Origin of the sequence: Gordonia liuliyuniae (assembly GCF_021739025.1) — a bacterium.
In the GTDB taxonomy this organism is placed as follows: domain Bacteria; phylum Actinomycetota; class Actinomycetes; order Mycobacteriales; family Mycobacteriaceae; genus Gordonia; species Gordonia liuliyuniae.
On sequence record NZ_JAKKOT010000003.1, the window covers coordinates 172,131 to 189,732 of the forward strand.

The window sequence follows — 17,602 nt, forward strand, 5'->3', positions numbered from 1 at the left end:
GGTAGGTCAGTACGCGCCTGCGCTGAGCGTCCGCGCGTAATTCACGCGGTTGGTCAAATCCATCACGACGGCCCGAGATCCAGCCGGGATCATCGTCGTGTAGCTGCCTGCGGCGGTGTTGACCGTCACCTGGACGCTGCCGGTGGTGCGCTCTTCCTTCGCGAGAAGAAACAGCAGGCTCAGCGCGCACACCAGGAAGAACCCGAGGATCGCGCAGATGATCGCCCACTGGGGGATCTCCTGCTTCGTGTACGTCGTGTCCTGCAGGCTCCACTGCGCGCCTTGGACGGGGAAGATCCCGGCCGGAGTGATGATCTGCGTCTGCGTCACTTGGATGTCGTTGATCACGACCAGGGGAGGCGCCACGCTCGGGCCCATCGGGAAACTCATGGATGGAATCTAACCACGCGTCGACCAGCCTGGTTCGCACCGCGATCGGACACCTGTCCAGTCAATTGACCACGAGACTCGCTGATGGCCTTTAGCCTGGGGGCATGACTCTACGCGTAGTGGAATGGTCCACCGGAACTGTCGGACGGCACGCGATCGTCGGAATCGACGCTCACCCGGATCTCGAACTCGTCGGGGTGTGGGTGTCCGATCCGGCGAAGGTCGGGAAGGACGCGGGACGCCTCGCCGGACTCGACCGTGACCTCGGTGTCCTGGCAACGAACGACCGCGACGCGCTGCTGGCGTTGACACCCGACGCGATCGTGCACACTGCGATGACAGACGACCGGATCGTCGAGGCGATCGCCGACCTCACGTCGTTCGTCGAGGCCGGGATCAACGTGGTCTCGTCCGGGCCTGTCCTGCTGCAGTTCCCGTACGGCGTGATGCCTGACGCGATGATCGGGCCGATCGAGGACGCTGCCCGCAGGGGCGGCGCGAGCCTGCACGTGAACGGCATCGATCCGGGCTTCGCGAACGACGTCCTGCCGTTGTCTATGACCAGCCTGTCGCAGCAGATCGACGAGGTGCGGTGCATGGAGATCGCCGACTACTCGACCTACTATCAGCCCGTCGTGATGGGCGACCTGTTCGGTTTCGGCAAACCGATGGACCATCAGTCGATGCTTCTGACACCGGGCGTCCTGTCGATGGGGTGGGGCAGCGTCGTGCGGCAGATCGCGAAGGGACTGGACATCACGCTCGACGAGCCGCTCGTCGAACGCGTCGAGAAGGTCGCCGCCGACCGCGATATCGACACAGTGTCTGTGAAGATTCCCGAGGGGACGCTCGCCGCTCTCCATTTCGAGGTGGTCGGACAGGTCGACGGTGTCGACCGCGTCGTCCTTGAGCACTACACGCGTACCAGCGCCGACCAGTGCCCGGACTGGCCGCGGCCCGACTCCGGTGACGGCTCGTATCGCATCGAGATCCACGGGGAACCGTTCATGCGCGTGGAGATGACGCATCACGGCCGCGACGGCGACCACAATGTGTCGGGCATGATCGTCACCGCGCAGCGGCTCGTGAACGCGGTGCCCGCCGTCGTCGACGCCGAGCCGGGCCTCGTCACCGCCCTCGATCTGCCGCTGGTCACCGGGCGCGGCCTGGTGACGCGGTAGCGGAGTTCACGGCGCGACGACGACTGATGCGGTTGCGGCTCACAGCGGCCAGCTGTGGACGGGCTCGCCCTCGTGCATGAGGGTCGTGTAATCGGCGAGCATCCCGTGCAGTGCCTGCCTGCGGCTCTCGCCAGCGTCCTCGCGGGCCTTCACAGCGCGCCGCTGCCACACCGATCCGGTCTGCCTGGTGGCGCATCGTCCTTCGATGACGCCGAGGTAGCGGCGCCGAGCCTGCTCCGACACCCCGAACGATGTCAGCCCCTTCTCGGCGAGCGGAAGCAACCGCCGAAGGGCGAGTTCGTCGGGGCTCACCCAACCGATGTTCGGCCAGTACAGCTGCGCGTCGAAACCCCACTGGGCGCCCGCCGCGAGGTTCTCGCGCGCCGCGTCGAACGACATCTGCGACCACAGGGGACGATCGGCCTCGACGAGGCCGCGCACCACCCCGTAGTAGAAGGCGGCGTTCGCCATCACGTCGACGACCGTCGGCCCGGCGGGCAGCACACGGTTCTCCACCCGGAGATGTGCGTGGCCGTCGACGACGTCGTACACGGGCCGATTCCAGCGGTAGACGGTTCCGTTGTGCAGGCGCAACTCGGTGAGTTCCGGAGTCCGGCCCGCGTCGAGTTCGGCGAGCGGATCGACGTCGGTCGACACGGGCAGCAGGGCGGGGAAGTAGCGGGTGTTCTCCTCGAAGAGATCGAAGATCGTGGTGATCCACCGTTCGCCGAACCAGACGCGTGGTCGGACTCCCTGATTGCGCAACTCGAGCGGTCGAGTGTCGGTCGCCTGCTCGAACACGGGGATCCGCGTCTCATGCCAGAGTGCTCGTTCGGCGAGGAACGGCGAGTTTCCGGCCAACGCGACCTGGACTCCGGCGATCGACTGGGCAGCGTTCCAATGGGCGGCGAAGTCTTCGGGCGCGACGCGCAGGTGCAGTTGCAATGATGTGCACGCGGCTTCCGGGAGGATGGAGTCCGACGTCGTCGCCAGGCGTTCCGGTGACGTCCGCGCCGACAGCGGGACACCGGAGATGTCGAGTTCGAGGTCCTCGCCGCGCGCCGCGAAGATCTGCTCGTTGAGGACGCTGTAGCGCGGGTTCGTCGAGATCCACTGGTGCGTGAAGTGTTCGCGCCCCAGCGTCGGCAGCATGCCGATCATCACCAGGTGGTTCCCGGTCGACGCCGCACGCGCCTCCGCCCGATTCAGTGACGTCCTCAGCGTCTGCTCGAGACTCACCGTGTCCCCGCCGACGAACGGTCGTGGCGACACGTTGATCTCGACGTTGAACTGGCCGAGTTCAGTCTGGAAGTCGGGGTCGGCGATCGCTTCGAGCACCGTGGTGTTCGCCATCGCGGGTTCGGCGTCGGCGCCGATGAGATTGAGTTCGACTTCCATCCCGAGAAGCGGTTCAGGCGGTCGGCCGTGGTCGGTGAACAGTCCATCCGTCAGCATCCGGGCGATCGCGTCGGTGCCTCGCGACACCTGCGACCGGAACCGGACGCGATCGGATCCGCTGAACTTCTGTTGGCTCACTTCAGCGCCCATGGGTTCATGGTGCCTGAGAATGCCGAACGAGTTCATCGGATAGGTGCAACCGCAGATCCCCGCCACTGTGGATACCGGGGAGTTCATCCACAGATCGCGGTGATCGGCGGTCAAGCGGGGACACCGACCTCGCCCGTCGGTGACGCTGACCGGCATGATCACGATTCCGTCCGGCGTGTACCGGACTCGGCAACTGGCAGATCTGGTCGGTCGCACCGGGCTTCGAGCGATGCTGACATCCGGTGACGCCCGTCTGCTCCGCTTCGGCTGGTACGAGGTCGGCACGGGGCGTCGCGACGAAGTCGAAGCGGTGCGGCGCGGCGGCGTCCTCAGCTGCGTGAGCGCACTTCGCCGACACGGTGTGTGGGTGCCCGACCACCACGACCTGCATGTGCGCGGGAACTCGTCGGCGGTCCGGACCCGGCCGGGGCCGTTCTGTCGCGAGTTTCGTCGCCCGTCGCCGGAAGGTCCTGCGGCCGTCGACGACCTCGACATCGCGGTCCGTCATGCCGCGCGATGTCTCGATGACGAGGGCACCGTTGTCGTGTTCGACTCGATCCTCAACAAACAGCTCATGTCGTGGGACGAACTGCAGTACCAGTTCCGCGATGCGCCGGAGTACATGCACGGCCGGCTCGCCAAGTGCGACGGCGCGGCCGACTCGGGGCCGGAGACGATGGCGCGACTCCGGCTGCGGCGCCAGAACATCAAACTGCGTATTCAAGTGAAGATCGACGGGCTCGGCAGGGTCGACATGCTGGTCGGCAAGTACCTGATCATCGAGATCGACGGTTGGGAGTGGCACAGCGATAGGCGCCAGTTCCAGAAGGATCGGACCCGCGATGCGATCGCCCACGAATTGGGCTACTACCCGCTGCGGTTCACCTACGACGACATCGTGTTCGACTGGGACAGGACGAACGCGAGAATCCTCACCGCAATCCGTGCGGGTGCGCACCTTCGGTCGTTCCTTCCGGGCATTGAGGAGGGTGCGTGACGTCAGATTCCCCGCGCAGCGCCGACATCGTCCGTACCGCCGACGGTGATCCCTCACGGGGAATCTGAGGTCACGGCTCACTACAATCGACCCATGCTGACCGCCGACCTCCACACGCACACTCGTTTCTCGGACGGGACTGACACGCCGGAGGAGTTGCTGACCGCGGCACGGGGAGCCGGGCTGACGACGGTCGGGCTGACCGATCACGACACGGCCGCCGGATGGGATCAGGCCGCCGAACACGTCCCGGCCGGAATGCGCGTGCTGCCGGGGGCGGAGTTCTCCACCAAGCACCCGGGACCGGACGGAGCCCTGGTCTCGGTCCACCTGCTCGGCTACCTGTTCGACCGCCAGCATCCTCGGATCACCGCCGAATGGCAGCGGATCGTCGACGAGCGCACCAGTCGCGGAGCGCGGATCGTCGAGAGCCTGGTGGACGCCGGGTACCCGATCAACATCGATGACGTCCGCGAGAAGGCGGGCCGCGGCAACATCGGGCGACCGCACATCGCTCGCGCCTTGATCGACGCAGGTGTCATCGGCACTGTCGGGGAGGCGTTCGACGGACTCTTGGAAGACGGCGGACCGCACCACGTCTCGCTGCGGTCGACGTCGCTGATCGGGGGCATCGAGATGATCGTCGCGGCGGGCGGCGTTCCCGTGATCGCCCACCCGCGCGCGAGGGGCGCGGCAGCGATCCTCACTGGACCCGTCCTCGAATCGCTCGTCGAAGCCGGACTCGCCGGACTCGAAGTCCGTCACCCCGACCACGACGACGCCGCCCGTGCGGAACTCGTCGGGATCGCGACCGACCTCGACCTGCTCCAGACCGGGGCGAGCGACTATCACGGCGGCAACAAGACGCTGCGCATCGGCCAGGAGCGGACCGACGACGACGTCGTCGAACAGATCATCGAGCGGGGCGCCACCGCGCCGTTCGTCGGATAGAGCGATGGCGCCCAACGACAAGGTCGACCCCGCTCAGACGCGTGCGGCGGTCCTCGCCGTCGCCGACTGGCTGCGCGACGAGACTCATCCGCCGCCGCCGCGGCAGGCACTCGCCGCAGCGGTCCGGACGACGGCGCGCACGGTCGGGCAGGATGCACCAGGCAACTCCGTGGAACTGCGCGTCCCGCCGTTCGTCGCCGTCCAGTGCATCGAGGGCGTTCGCCACACACGCGGGACACCGCCGAACGTCGTCGAGACGACGCCACGGCAGTGGCTGCTCTTGGCGACCGGCCTCGAATCGTTCGACGATGCCGTCGACGCGCACCGCGTCAGCGTGTCCGGATACCGGGCCGGCGACGTCGCCGCCCACCTCCCGGTGGTCCCGCTTCGGCGGTGAGCCGGAAGCAGGGGCGGTCAGTACGCCTTCATCTCGGTGCCGCACTGGCCGGTGGTCACGCGCCTGGCATCCCATGCGCTGGTGTTGGAGACGCTCGCCTGGAAGGTGATTCGGCCGACACCGGTCTTCACGCCCGGGAACGTGACGGTGTTGGTGGGGCCGACGACCCGCTTCGACCACTGCTCGCCGCCGTTGCGGCCGGTGTCGAGATTCGCCCAGGTGAATGAGACGTGCTGCCGGTAGCCGACGACGGATACCGCATCGGTCCGCACCTTCATCGTCATCTTCCCGTTGCCGCCCGCGCTCGCCTCGAAGACCGAGTTCGCTTGGAGAGGCAGCGGCGTGACGTTGGGGTTCAGGTAGGCCATCGTGCAGGTGGTCGCAGGCGTCGCGGACGCCTGACCGGCGCCGACGGCCGGTGCGACGACGACGCCGACTCCGACCGCCGTGATCGCCAATATCGCGGATCGTGATTTCATCAGTGGTCCCCTCCCAATGGTGTTGCGGCCGCGGCATCTGCAGGGCCGCATACCCCTATGTCGTCGATCACACGTGGATCGTTAGTCTGCACACGTCGGAGCCGGAAGGTTTTCCCAAGTCGCCCCTCGGTAAGTACCCTTGGGGTACGCCCGTCCAGCCCACGACTTGGAGCGTCGCCTCGTGACTGATCTGTCGATCAACTCCCGCAATCTGCTCGCAGCCCAGCAACCAGACGAAGTCGAGAACGAGCCGCGCGAGGAGTGCGGCGTCTTCGGCGTGTGGGCGCCGGGCGAGGACGTCGCCAAGCTCACCTATTACGGCTTGTACGCGTTGCAGCATCGCGGGCAGGAAGCCGCGGGCATCGCCGTCGGCGACGGCGCGCAGGTCCTCGTGTTCAAGGACCTCGGCCTCGTCAGCCAGGTGTTCGACGAGCAGACCCTCGCCTCGATGGTCGGACACGTCGCGGTCGGACACTGCCGCTATTCGACGACCGGATCGACGACGTGGGAGAACTCGCAGCCGATCTTCCGGCACACCGACGCGGGCAGCGGGGTGGCGCTCGGTCACAACGGCAACCTCGTCAACACCGCGGAACTCGCGTCTCGCGCTCGCGAGCTCGGCGTGTACGGACCGCGCACCACGGCCACCTCCGACTCCGACGTCGTCGGGGCGCTCCTCGCGCACGGCGCCGCGGACAAGACGCTCGAGCAGGCGGCCGTCGACCTGCTGCCGACCCTCAAGGGCGCGTTCTGCCTCACCTTCCAGGACGAGAGCACGCTGTACGCGGCGCGTGACCCGCACGGTATCCGTCCGCTCTCGCTCGGCCGACTCGACCGCGGGTGGGTCGTCGCCTCGGAGACCGCGGCGTTCGACATCGTCGGCGCGTCGTTCGTCCGCGACATCGAGCCCGGTGAGCTCCTCGCCATCGACAGCAACGGCGTCCGCAGCACCCGGTTCGCCGAGCCGAAGCCGAAGCTGTGCATCTTCGAGCACGTCTACCTGGCACGCCCGGACAGTGTGATCCACGGACGCTCGGTGCATTCGACGCGTGTCGACATCGGCCGCAGTCTGGCCCGCGAACAGCCCGCCGAAGGCGACCTCGTGATCCCGGTGCCCGAATCGGGTACGCCTGCGGCCGTCGGCTTCGCGCAGGAATCGGGGATCCCGTACGGCCAGGGCCTGATGAAGAACGCCTACGTCGGCCGCACGTTCATCCAGCCGTCGCAGACCATCCGTCAGCTCGGCATCCGCCTCAAGTTGAATCCGCTCCGCGAGGTGATCCGCGGCAAGAAGCTCGTCGTGGTCGACGACTCGATCGTCCGTGGCAACACCCAGCGCGCCCTCATTCGGATGCTGCGGGAAGCCGGAGCCGTCGAAGTGCACGTCCGTATCGCGTCGTCGCCGGTCCGCTGGCCGTGCTTCTACGGCATCGACTTCGCTTCGCCCGCCGAACTGATCGCCAACGGCATGGAGTCCGAGGAGAACATGGTCGACGGTGTGCGCCAGGCGATCGGCGCCGACAGCCTCGGCTACATCAGTGTCGAAGGCATGGTCGAGGCGACCGGAGAGAAGTCGTCGGACCTGTGCGCGGCATGCTTCGACGGCACCTACCCGATCGAGCTGCCGACCGAGACGGCGATGGGCAAAGCGGTGCTCGAGACCATGATGTCGACGTCGCAGGGCACAGCCCCCGACTCGTTGATCGCGAAGAACGACAACGTCAGCGCGGTAATGCGCCCCTGACCACCGATCGCGGAGAGAGATTTAACCTCGCACTCAGGTAGCGTGAGTGCGTTGACCATGGCGACGGTCGGTGCTCGACCACGCCTTAGCGAGTGTGTAGGAGAAGCACCACCATGACGGACGGGGCTGCCGACCAGGCATCCGGGAATGCAGCGGGCGGTGCGTCGTACGCAGCGGCCGGTGTGGACATCGACGCGGGCGAACGCGCAGTGCAGTTGTTCGCGCCGCACGCAAAACGGGCGACGCGCCCGGAGGTCATGGGCGGGCTCGGCGGTTTCGCGGGCCTGTTCTCCCTGAAGGGTGACTACCGTGAGCCGGTCCTCGCCGCGTCGAGCGACGGCGTCGGCACGAAGCTCGCTGTCGCCCAGGCGATGGGCGTGCACGACACGGTCGGTCGCGACCTGGTCGCGATGGTCGTCGACGACCTGGTGGTCTGCGGCGCGCAGCCGTTGTTCCTGCAGGACTACATCGCGGTCGGCAAGGTGATCCCCGAAATGGTCGCCGACATCGTGAAGGGCATCGCGGACGGCTGCGTCGACGCGGGCTGTGCGCTGCTGGGCGGCGAGACCGCGGAGCATCCGGGCGTCATGGAAGACACCCACTACGACATCTCGGCGACCGGTGTCGGCGTCGTCGAAGCCGATTCGATCCTCGGGCCCGACCGCGTCCGTCCGGGCGACGTCGCGATCGCGATGGGGTCGTCGGGCCTGCACTCGAACGGGTACTCGCTGGCACGCAAGGTGCTCCTGGAGTGGGGGCACCTGGACCTCGGCGGCCACGTCGAAGAGTTCGATCGCACGCTCGGGGAGGAACTCCTCGAACCGACCCGCATCTACGCCAAGGACTGTCTGGCGCTCGCCGCCGAGACCGAGGTCCGGACCTTTGCGCACGTCACCGGCGGCGGTCTCGCCGACAACCTGGGACGTGTCCTCCCGGCCGGTCTCGAAGCGGTCCTCGAACGCAGCTCGTGGACGCCTGCCCCGATCTTCTCGATGATCGCTCAGCGCGGTCGCGTCGAGCGCGCCGAGATGGAGCGCACCTTCAACATGGGGGTTGGCATGGTCGCGATCGTCGCTCCCGAAGACACCGACCGCGCGCAGGCGATCCTCACCGCCCGCCACGTCGACAACTGGGTCCTCGGTTCGGTCAAACGCGCAGACGACGCCGGACCCGGATCCGCGCGTCTCGTCGGAGACCACGCGCGCTTCTGACGACAACAAGTCCGCCGATCCGTGCCAGATGGTGGCACAGATCGGCGGACTTTGTTCGTTGAGTGGGAACTCAGTCAGCGCAGCGAGTGGTGGGACCTCGTCAGCTCATGCGTTCCGAGGTCGTTCGCCGTAGCGCGTCAGGCGTGTCGCCACTCGTCTTCAGAGTCCCGGCTGTCCTCATCCGACCAGGTGTCGGTGAACGTGTGTTCACCGCTACCACCGGACAACTCACGCTGCAAGCTGTCGAAGTCGGTGTTTTGGGTGGAGTACTTCAGCTGACGTGCAACCTTCGTCTGCTTTGCCTTAGCCCGGCCGCGGCCCATTCGGGACCCCCTCGCACAATGACGGGGCGGCCATCGTGGTGGCGGCCCCGTTCTATTCGTTAGTAGTTCTCGTACTGACAGTCTAGCGCGCGGACGCAATTAAGTCTCCTCGCGTCGGGCCGAGAACGCCGCGAGAGGCATCACATGACGTGTCTCACAAGGTCAGGAGCGCCCTCGAAGCCGATCCTGAGCGGCCCGCCCGGCAGGGACCGTGTCGTCTGAGATGTACCGATCGCCGTCGATCCGAGCGGCCGTCCCGGATGCGGGGTCGCCGGCGAGCAGGTCTGCGTCGGCCGGGACGGAGCGTTTCACCAGGGCCAGCGCGATGGGGCCGAGCTCGAAGTGGTCGACGACGGTGCCGACGCGACCGACGGTCCGCCCGCCTGCCGACACGGGGTCGCCGGTCGCCGGCCGTGCGTCGGAACTGCCGTCGAGGTGGAGGAGGACCAGCCGTCGAGGCGCCCGGCCGATGTTCGCCACCCGCGACACGGTCTCCTGTCCGCGGTAGCAGCCCTTGTCGAGGTGGACCGCTCCCTGCTCCTGTGGGCCGCCGATCCACTCGGCCTCGTGAGGGATGGTGCGTTCGTCGGTGTCGAGGTGGAGTCGGGCCCGGCCGGCAGCGACGCGCAGTGCTTCGAAGGCCCACGCGCCTGCGGGGTGAGCGCCCGCGGTCGTCAGTTCCTTCCACCAGCGGGGGATGTCGTCGCGCGGGACGACCAGGTCGACGACGGGCGTCGTGCGCCCCTCGCCGATCGGCGGCATCACGCGCCAGAAGCCGAGCGGTTCGTCGTCGTGGTGGAGTTCGGGCAGATTCCCGGCCGTGTAGACGTCGGCGTCGGCCGGGATGTCGAGGAGTTCGGCGATCGCTCCGGACCGCACCTGCGGTCCGACCAGGGTCAGTACTGTCATATCGGTGCGCAGGGCCGGTGTGACCTGCGCCCAGAACACCATCTTCGCCAGGAAATCGTGCAGCGGGACGCTGCGTTCGGCTCCGGTGTCGAGCCACGTGACCTCGTCGACGTCGGTCAGGACGAAGTGGTCTTCGACGCGACCGTTCAGATCCAGCGACAGGTTCTCCGCGCTGCGGCGGTCCGGGAGGTCCGACACGTGCTGCGAGGAGATCGTGTGCAGCCACGTGAGCCGCTCGGGGCCGGCGAGTTCGATCACGCCGCGATCGCTGCGGTCGACGACCGCAGCTGTCCGGGACGCGGCACGTTGCTCACCGAGCGGATCACCGTAATGCCACGCGACGCCGGGACTCGGATCGCCGTCGGGCGTCGGAACGGCTCCGGACGTCGAGGAGAGGATGGGAGAGCGGGCGGGCTGAACTGAATCCGCGGACATGCCGTCAGTCTACGGTGGACGACGTGATCGTGGTCGATGGTGATGGACGACTCCTCAGCGAGGCTCAACCGCTCCTCTTCGCGGACGACCTCGGCGTCCTGCACGGCGACGGGGTCTTCGAGACGATGCTGGTGCGCGGCGGGCGAACTCGGCTCGTCGACGCACACCTCGCGCGGCTGGTCGACGGCGCCGCCCGCCTCGACCTCCCCGCACCGGATGTCGACGGGCTGCGGCGCGCTGTCGCGCTCGCGGAGGTCGAGTGGACGACGAGTTCCCATTCGGTGGACGGCGCGCTGCGTGTGGTCCACACGCGTGGCCGCGAGTCCGATCCGGGCGTCCCGACGTCGTACGTGACGGTGTCGCCGGTCCCCGAGCGGTCCGTGCGCGCCCGCCGCGACGGTGTGCGCGTGACGCTGCTGTCGAAGGCGCACGACCCGGACGTCGCCGCACCGTGGGAACTGTCGGGCGCGAAGGCGTTGAGTTACGCGCGGAGCACGGCCGCGCTCCGGTATGCGCGTGGCCGCGGATTCGACGACGCGATCTATGTGTCGTCGGCCGGCACTGTTCTGGAGAGTCCACGCGCGAACGTCGTCGCCGTCGTCGACGGTGCGCTGACGGCGACGCCCACCGGTGACGGCGTCCTCGCGGGCACCACGCAGGCCGCGGTGTTCGATGTCGCGGCCCGGCACGGACTTGCCGTGCGGTACCGGCGGATGACTCCCGCTGACCTGGTCGCCGCGGAGGGGGTGTGGCTGCTCTCGGCGTTGACTCTCGCTGCGCGCGTCCGGCAAGTGGACCGCCACGTGTTGCCCGAACAACCGAAAAATGCCTTTGATGTCGAAAAGCTGACCATTGAGGCTATTTCCACGCCATGATGTGATCGCGGACACAGTGATGTAGGTCCAGGTAAGTGTGGGCCCTTCGTCGCCTGGGTCACGATGAGCTTGTATTCCAGCCCATCGCTACTACGCTACGTAGTAGCGCACTCGGAATTGACGTGCTCTTGGAACTGACGATTGTGAGGCGAGCGTGGACGTCGTTGACATATCCAGATGGCAGTTCGGAATCACGACTGTTTATCACTTCATCCTGGTGCCGCTGACCATCGGTCTGGCGCCACTGATCGCGGTGATGCAGACCGTCTGGCATCGCACCGGAAACGAACAATGGTTGCGCGCCACCAAGTTCTTCTCCAAGTTGTTCCTCATCAACTTCGCGCTCGGCGTCGCGACCGGCATCGTGCAGGAGTTCCAGTTCGGGATGAACTGGAGTGAATACAGTCGGTACGTCGCCGACGTGTTCGGTGCGCCTCTCGCGATGGAAGGCCTCGTCGCCTTCTTCCTCGAGTCGACGTTCATCGGTCTCTGGATCTTCGGCTGGGGCAGACTCCCGCGGCGCGTGCACCTGGCCTGCATCTGGCTCGTCGCCATCGGCGTCAACGCGTCCGCGTACTTCATCATCGCCGCCAACTCGTTCATGCAGCATCCGGTCGGCGTCGTCTGGGACGACGTCCGGATGCGGCCTCGCATGAACAACTTCCTGGCCGTCATCACCAACAACACGACGCTCGTCGCGTTCCCGCACGTGATCGCGGGCGCGTTCCTCACCGCGTCGACGTTCGTGGCCGTCATCTGCCTCTGGTGGATGGCGCGCAACGGCTACCGTGCCCGCAAACTCGAACAGGCGTCGCTCTCGGGCGACGACACCCACGTCCCTGCCACGACGTCGCCCAGTCAGATCGATGCCACCCCCGAGCGTCTCCGCCACGACAACGTGACCCTGTGGAGACCCGTCGCCCTCCTGGGGCTCTGGGTGGTGATCGCGTCCGGCATCGCGCTGTTCATCACCGGCGACCAGCAGGCCCGGCTCATGTTCAAACAGCAGCCGATGAAGATGGCCGCCGCCGAATCGCTGTGTGAGACCGAGACCGGTGCGAGCTTCTCAGTATTGAGCATCGGCCGCCAGAACAACTGCGACAACATCGAACACGTCATTCAGATCCCCAACATGCTGTCGTTCCTGTCCGATCACTCCTTCGACAGCACCGTCCAAGGCGTCAACGAACTGCAGGCCCAGTATCAGCAGGCGTTGAACATGCCGAACCAGAACTTCGCGCCCAACCTGTTCGTCACCTACTGGGGCTTTCGCGCCATGATCACGTGGGCGCTCGGCTCGGTGGTCGTCGCCATCGGCGGCCTCTGGTTCCTGCGGCGCGGGCGCAGTGAAATACCGCGCAAGGTCGGCACGGTGATGCTCTGGATGCTGCCGACCCCGTTCCTGGCCAACGCGTCCGGCTGGATCTTCACCGAGATGGGCCGTCAACCGTGGGTCGTCGTCCCCAACTGGGCCGATGCGGACGGTGACCCGCTCCGCATCCACATGCTGGTGCAGGACGGCGTCTCCAACCACACGCCACCGATCGTGTGGACGTCGTTGATCGGCTTCACCGTGCTGTACGGCGCGCTGGGCGTCGTCTGGTTCTACCTGCAGAGACGGTATGTGATCGAGGGTCCCGGCGAGAAGGATGCGATCGCCCCCGACGTCGGAGCCGATTCGGACTCCGACAAACCACTGTCGTTCTCGTACTAAGGAGTGCACCGATGAGTTTGGAAACATTCTGGTTCGCGCTCGTCGCGGTCCTGTTCGTCATGTACTTCGTCCTCGAAGGGTTCGACTTCGGCGTCGGCATGCTGCTGCCGTTTCTCGGCCGCCACAGCGAGCCCGACGGCGACAAACGTCGGCGGGTGCTGCTCACGGCCATCGGACCGGTCTGGGACGGCAACGAGGTGTGGCTGATCACCGGCGGCGGTGCGCTGTTCGCGGCGTTCGGCGGGTGGTACGCCACCATGTTCTCGGCGTTCTACCTTCCGCTGTTGTTGATCCTGGTCGGGTTGATCGTCCGCGTCGTCGCCATCGAGTGGCGCGGCAAGATCAACGACCGGAAGTGGCGCATGTGGTGCGACGTCGGGATCGGGCTCGGCTCGTGGCTGCCCGCGATCCTGTGGGGCGTGGCGTTCGCGAACGTCGTGCGCGGCATCCCGATCGGCGCCGACGCCCAGTACACGGGCGGTTTCTTCAACCTGCTGAACCCGTACGCGTTGCTCGGCGGGCTGACCATGGTGCTGGTGTTCATCACGCACGGCGCCGTGTTCCTGGCGTTGAAGACGACCGGTGACCTGCGCCACGATGCGCAGAGCGTCGCCCTGCGTCTGGCGATCCCGACCGCTGCTGTCGCCGCGGCGTTCCTGCTGTGGACTCAGCTCGAATACGGCAAGGGTTGGACGTGGGTGGTCGTCGCGATCGCCGTCGTCGCCGCGGTCGTGATGGTCGCAGGCGCGTATCTGCGCCGCGAAGGGCTCGCGTTCGGCGCGACCTGCGTCGCCATCGCGGCCACCGTGGGACTCCTGTTCTGCGTGCTGTTCCCGAATGTGCTCCCGTCGACCACCGATTCAGCGTTCAATCTGACTGTGGCGAACACGTCGTCGAGCCACTACACGCTCGTCATCATGACGTGGGCGGCCGTGATCATGACGCCCATCGTGCTGCTGTACCAGGGGTGGACGTACTGGGTGTTCCGTCAGCGGCTCGCGGTAGAGCGCATCCCTGAGCACGGCGGGCTTCCGCTGCGCGAGGAAGCATCGCGTGCCGGACGAACCTAGCGCCCGTGCGCTGCCGGTCGAACGGAGCCGAGACGGCGACCGCACACCCCCGTTCGACCCGCGGCTCCTGCGCTACTCGCCGTCTGCGCGTCGGTACGCGGTAGCGATCGCGGCGTTCTCCGTCGGCACCGTGATCGCGGTGATCGCGGGTGCGGTGGCGCTGGCCGGTCTGCTCGGCGAACTCGTCACGGACCCGGCGTCGCGCACGTTCGGCGCTCAATCCGTGCACCTGTCGGTGGTCGCGGCGGCGTTCGCGGCCCGCGCCCTCATGACGTACCTGCAGGAGAGGTACGCACACCGAGCCGCGTTGGCGACCATCGCCGAACTGCGTTCGGCGGCGGTCGACGCGCTGACCGATGCGAGGCGGACGTCGCCGCACGTCCTCGCCGCCGACCGCGACCGGTGGTCGACGGTGCTGCTGCGCGGTCTCGACGCCCTCGTCGACTACCTCGCCGACTATGTGCCCGCACTGTTGTCGACTGCCGTCATCACCCCGCTGGTGGTGATCGTCATCGGCTGGGCCGACTGGCCGTCCGCCGTCATCATCATCGTGACGATCCCGTTGATCCCGCTCTTCATGGTGTTGATCGGCCTACTCACCCGCGACCGCACGCGTCGCCGGCTCGACGCGATGAGCAACCAGAGCTCGCAGCTCCTCGACCTGCTGACCGGGCTGCCGACGCTGCGCGCCATCGGTCGCGCCGTCGGCCCGACCAGGCGGGTCGACGAGCTCGGGCGCGAGTTCGGCCGGACGACGATGTCGTCGTTGCGAATCGCGTTCCTGTCCGGGGCCGCGTTGGAACTGCTCGCGACGTTGAGCGTCGCGCTCGTCGCGGTCGGTATCGGACTGCGTCTGGTGTTCGGCGACATGAGCCTGTACGCAGGCGTCCTCGCCCTCGTTCTCGCGCCGGAGGCGTACCTGCCGCTGCGGCGGATCGGGTCGGCGTTCCATGCGGCGCAGGACGGCATGGAGGCTTCCCGCGAAGTGCTCGACGTCTGCGCGCGCACCGGCAGACCGGTCGGTGCCCGGACCGTCGATGTCGCCGGAGCGCCGATCGACCTCAGCGAGGTGGGCGTGCAGACCCGCGACGGGTGGACACCGCGCGGCGTCACCGCGTGTTGTTCGCCCGGGCGGGTCACCGTCGTCGCGGGCCCGAACGGATCGGGCAAGTCGACGCTGCTGTCGACGATCCTCGGGTTGGAGACGCCCGACGAGGGGACCGTCCGGATCGGCGGCGTCGACGTGCACGAGCTCGCCCCGGACGAATACCACGCACAGGTCGCGTGGCTGCCGCAGCATCCGGTGATCATCGCGGGGACCGTCGCGGACAACCTCGCAGTGTTCGGCACGCTCGCAGACGCCCCGACCGCGCGAGCCGCACACGCGGTCGCCTTCGACGAGGCCCTGGCCGACTTGCCGAACGGTGCGGCCACCCCGCTCGGCTCCGACGGATCGGGACTGTCGGCGGGGCAGCGGCAGCGGCTCGCCCTCGTCCGGGTCCTCGCGTCCGACGCGCCGCTGGTCCTCCTCGACGAACCGACGGCCCACCTCGACGACGACACCGCCGAGCGCGTTCTCGACGCGATCTCCGACCGCGCCGCCGACGGCGCGACCGTCGTCGTCGTCTCGCACCGGGCAGCGGCACTCCGGATCGCCGACACCGTCGTCGACATCCGCCGGGAGGTCGTCGATGCGACGCGATGATCCGCTGCTGCGAGCACTCGACTTCGCCGGCGTGCGGCGACACACCCCGCTCGTCGCGATAGGGCTCGGCGCCGCAGGCGCGCTGTCCGCGCTCGGACTCGCCGCGTTGTCGGCGTGGCTCATCACCAGGGCCTGGCAGATGCCGCCCGTCCTCTACCTGTCGGTCGCGGTCACCGCGGTCCGGGCGCTGGGCATCTCCCGCGCCCTGTTCCGCTACCTCGAACGCCTCGCCACACACGATGTCGCTCTCCGCGCGATGGCGACCGCGAGAGCACGCCTGTACCGTGCGCTCGCCGGCGGCGACCCGGCGGCGACCGTCCGATCCGACCGTTCCGCGCTTCTGGCGCGCACCGCCGACGACGTCGACGAGATCGGCGACGCCGTGGTCCGCGGCCTGGTCCCGATGGCTGTCGGTGCGGTCACGTCGGTCGCCGCGGTCGCGATCATGGCCGTCGTCTCTCCGCTGTCCGCCGTGGTCCTCGCGGGTGCACTGGTGATCAGCGGCGTCATCGCACCATGGTCGGCGGCCCGCGCGTCGACGCGGATCGTCGCCGACGGGGCGCACGCCCGTGAACGCGTCGGAGCCGACGTCACCGGGCTTCTCTGGCATGCGGGCGAACTGACCGTCGCACGGCGACGGGAGTCCGCGCTGGCACGGCTGCGCGACGCTGACGCCGACCATGCTCGGGCCGTCGACGCTGCCGCCGCACGGCAGGCGGGTGCCGCGTCGCTGACTCCGGTTGCGATGCTCGTCAGTGTCGTCGCCGCCGCGGTGATCGCCGTCGACCTCGCCTCGCGCGTGTCCGGTTCGTTGATGGACGTGTCGTCCACCGACGGCGCCGTGACGCCGATGCTGTTCGGTGTCCTGGTGCTCCTCCCGTTGTCGTCGTTCGAGTCGACCGGACCCTTGACCGACGCCGCGATCGCGTGGGAGCGCGGACGGCAGAGTGCGGCGCGCGTCATGGCGCTGGTCGACGCGGCGGGCCCGCCGCGGGTCGCCGCGGACCCGGTGTTCGACCCCCGCCCGGCGACGGTGACCGTCCGCGGCCTGCAGTGGGGTTACGACGTCCCGCTCGGCCCCGCGGACGGCGTGGACCTCGACCTGCGCCCCGGCGACCGTCTCCTCGTCACCGGTCGTAGCGGGGCGGGCAAGTCGACGTTGGGGATGACGTTGGCCGGGCTGCTCGAACCGCTCGACGGTTCGGTGACGAGCGATCCCGCCGACCTGCGATGCGCGGCCGCGTACTTCGCGGAGGAGGCGCACCTGTTCTCGACGTCGGTCCGGGAGAATCTGCGCGTCGCCCGCGGCGACGCGACCGACGGCGAGATCGTCGACGCGCTGACCGATGTCGGTCTCGGTCGCTGGCTGGCGGGTCTGCCGGACGGGCTCGACACCGAGCTCGCGGGTGCGGCGTCGGTGAGCGGCGGCCAACGTCGGCGGATCCTGTTGGCGCGAGCGCTGCTGCACACGGCGCCGGTCGTCGTGCTCGACGAACCGACCGAGCACCTCGATCGCGACGACGCGCCGGGTCTCCTGCGACGGATCTGTGATCGCACGGATCTGTTCGGCCCGGACCGGACCGTGGTGGTTATCACGCATCAGTCGTCGGACGTCGACGGTGTGCCGGTAATCAAAATCGACTGACCTGCAGCTGAAGGTTTCAACGCTATTT

Annotated in this window: 16 protein-coding genes; 11 read left to right on the forward strand and 5 right to left on the reverse strand. The window is 67.9% G+C overall.

The features are described 5' to 3' along the window. Nucleotides 1-6: 6 nt before the first annotated feature. A complete protein-coding gene (locus L5G28_RS05650) occupies nucleotides 7-390 on the reverse strand; it encodes a hypothetical protein (RefSeq protein WP_237000683.1) in 384 nt (127 codons plus the stop codon). Between the two features lie 104 nt (nucleotides 391-494). Between L5G28_RS05650 and L5G28_RS05655 the strand changes: the two genes are divergently transcribed. After that, nucleotides 495-1,571 (forward strand): NAD(P)H-dependent amine dehydrogenase family protein, encoded by a 1,077-nt coding sequence (locus L5G28_RS05655; protein WP_237000684.1) that lies wholly within the window; start codon nucleotides 495-497, stop codon nucleotides 1,569-1,571. Between the two features lie 39 nt (nucleotides 1,572-1,610). On the opposite strand, the gene L5G28_RS05660 is transcribed toward L5G28_RS05655, so the two are convergent. Continuing rightward, entirely contained in the window at nucleotides 1,611-3,119 is a 1,509-nt protein-coding gene (locus L5G28_RS05660) for a glutamate-cysteine ligase family protein (RefSeq protein WP_237000685.1), read from the reverse strand. A 154-nt stretch (nucleotides 3,120-3,273) separates the two neighbouring features. Here L5G28_RS05660 and L5G28_RS05665 point away from each other — a divergent pair, with 154 nt between their 5' ends. From L5G28_RS05665 to L5G28_RS05675, 3 genes are all read left to right on the forward strand, one after another. Continuing rightward, on the forward strand, nucleotides 3,274-4,116 hold the full coding sequence (locus tag L5G28_RS05665) for an endonuclease domain-containing protein (protein WP_237000686.1): 843 nt from the start codon (nucleotides 3,274-3,276) through the stop codon (nucleotides 4,114-4,116). Nucleotides 4,117-4,209: 93 nt separating this feature from the next. Then, a complete protein-coding gene (locus L5G28_RS05670; protein WP_237000687.1) occupies nucleotides 4,210-5,067 on the forward strand; it encodes a PHP domain-containing protein in 858 nt (285 codons plus the stop codon). 4 nt (nucleotides 5,068-5,071) lie between these two features. Next, nucleotides 5,072-5,464: a sterol carrier family protein gene (locus L5G28_RS05675; protein WP_237000688.1), complete on the forward strand. Its 393-nt coding sequence runs from the start codon at nucleotides 5,072-5,074 to the stop codon at nucleotides 5,462-5,464. Between the two features lie 17 nt (nucleotides 5,465-5,481). On the opposite strand, the gene L5G28_RS05680 is transcribed toward L5G28_RS05675, so the two are convergent. Next, nucleotides 5,482-5,943: a hypothetical protein gene (locus L5G28_RS05680; RefSeq protein WP_237000689.1), complete on the reverse strand. Its 462-nt coding sequence runs from the start codon at nucleotides 5,941-5,943 to the stop codon at nucleotides 5,482-5,484. Nucleotides 5,944-6,124: 181 nt separating this feature from the next. On the opposite strand from L5G28_RS05680, the gene purF reads away from it, so the two are divergent. Together purF and purM are read left to right on the forward strand one after the other, a co-directional pair. Further along, nucleotides 6,125-7,687 carry an amidophosphoribosyltransferase gene (purF, locus tag L5G28_RS05685; protein ID WP_237000690.1) on the forward strand — a complete coding sequence of 521 codons (1,563 nt, stop codon included), beginning with the start codon at nucleotides 6,125-6,127 and terminating at the stop codon, nucleotides 7,685-7,687. A 113-nt stretch (nucleotides 7,688-7,800) separates the two neighbouring features. After that, complete coding sequence (gene purM, locus L5G28_RS05690) at nucleotides 7,801-8,898, forward strand: phosphoribosylformylglycinamidine cyclo-ligase (RefSeq protein ID WP_236997700.1); 1,098 nt, start codon at nucleotides 7,801-7,803, stop codon at nucleotides 8,896-8,898. Nucleotides 8,899-9,035: 137 nt separating this feature from the next. Here the strand turns inward: purM and L5G28_RS05695 are convergent, their stop codons facing one another. Both L5G28_RS05695 and ygfZ read right to left on the reverse strand, forming a co-directional pair. Further along, entirely contained in the window at nucleotides 9,036-9,221 is a 186-nt protein-coding gene (locus L5G28_RS05695; RefSeq protein WP_236997699.1) for a DUF3073 domain-containing protein, read from the reverse strand. A 162-nt stretch (nucleotides 9,222-9,383) separates the two neighbouring features. Next, nucleotides 9,384-10,565, reverse strand: coding sequence for a CAF17-like 4Fe-4S cluster assembly/insertion protein YgfZ (gene ygfZ / locus L5G28_RS05700; RefSeq protein WP_237000691.1), 1,182 nt, complete (start codon nucleotides 10,563-10,565; stop codon nucleotides 9,384-9,386). Nucleotides 10,566-10,588: 23 nt separating this feature from the next. Here ygfZ and L5G28_RS05705 point away from each other — a divergent pair, with 23 nt between their 5' ends. From L5G28_RS05705 to cydC, 5 genes are all read left to right on the forward strand, one after another. Continuing rightward, nucleotides 10,589-11,440: an aminodeoxychorismate lyase gene (locus tag L5G28_RS05705; RefSeq protein WP_308191948.1), complete on the forward strand. Its 852-nt coding sequence runs from the start codon at nucleotides 10,589-10,591 to the stop codon at nucleotides 11,438-11,440. A gap of 154 nt (nucleotides 11,441-11,594) precedes the next feature. Beyond that, the gene (locus L5G28_RS05710; protein ID WP_237000693.1) at nucleotides 11,595-13,154 is read left to right on the forward strand and encodes a cytochrome ubiquinol oxidase subunit I; all 1,560 of its coding nucleotides are present in this window, start codon (nucleotides 11,595-11,597) and stop codon (nucleotides 13,152-13,154) included. Nucleotides 13,155-13,165: 11 nt separating this feature from the next. Continuing rightward, nucleotides 13,166-14,224 (forward strand): cytochrome d ubiquinol oxidase subunit II, encoded by a 1,059-nt coding sequence (gene cydB, locus L5G28_RS05715; RefSeq protein ID WP_237000694.1) that lies wholly within the window; start codon nucleotides 13,166-13,168, stop codon nucleotides 14,222-14,224. Continuing rightward, nucleotides 14,208-15,929 (forward strand): thiol reductant ABC exporter subunit CydD, encoded by a 1,722-nt coding sequence (gene cydD / locus L5G28_RS05720; RefSeq protein WP_237000695.1) that lies wholly within the window; start codon nucleotides 14,208-14,210, stop codon nucleotides 15,927-15,929. Before cydB ends, cydD begins: the two co-directional genes overlap by 17 nt. Then, the gene (gene cydC / locus L5G28_RS05725) at nucleotides 15,916-17,574 is read left to right on the forward strand and encodes a thiol reductant ABC exporter subunit CydC (RefSeq protein WP_237000696.1); all 1,659 of its coding nucleotides are present in this window, start codon (nucleotides 15,916-15,918) and stop codon (nucleotides 17,572-17,574) included. Before cydD ends, cydC begins: the two co-directional genes overlap by 14 nt. Nucleotides 17,575-17,602: the final 28 nt, after the last annotated feature.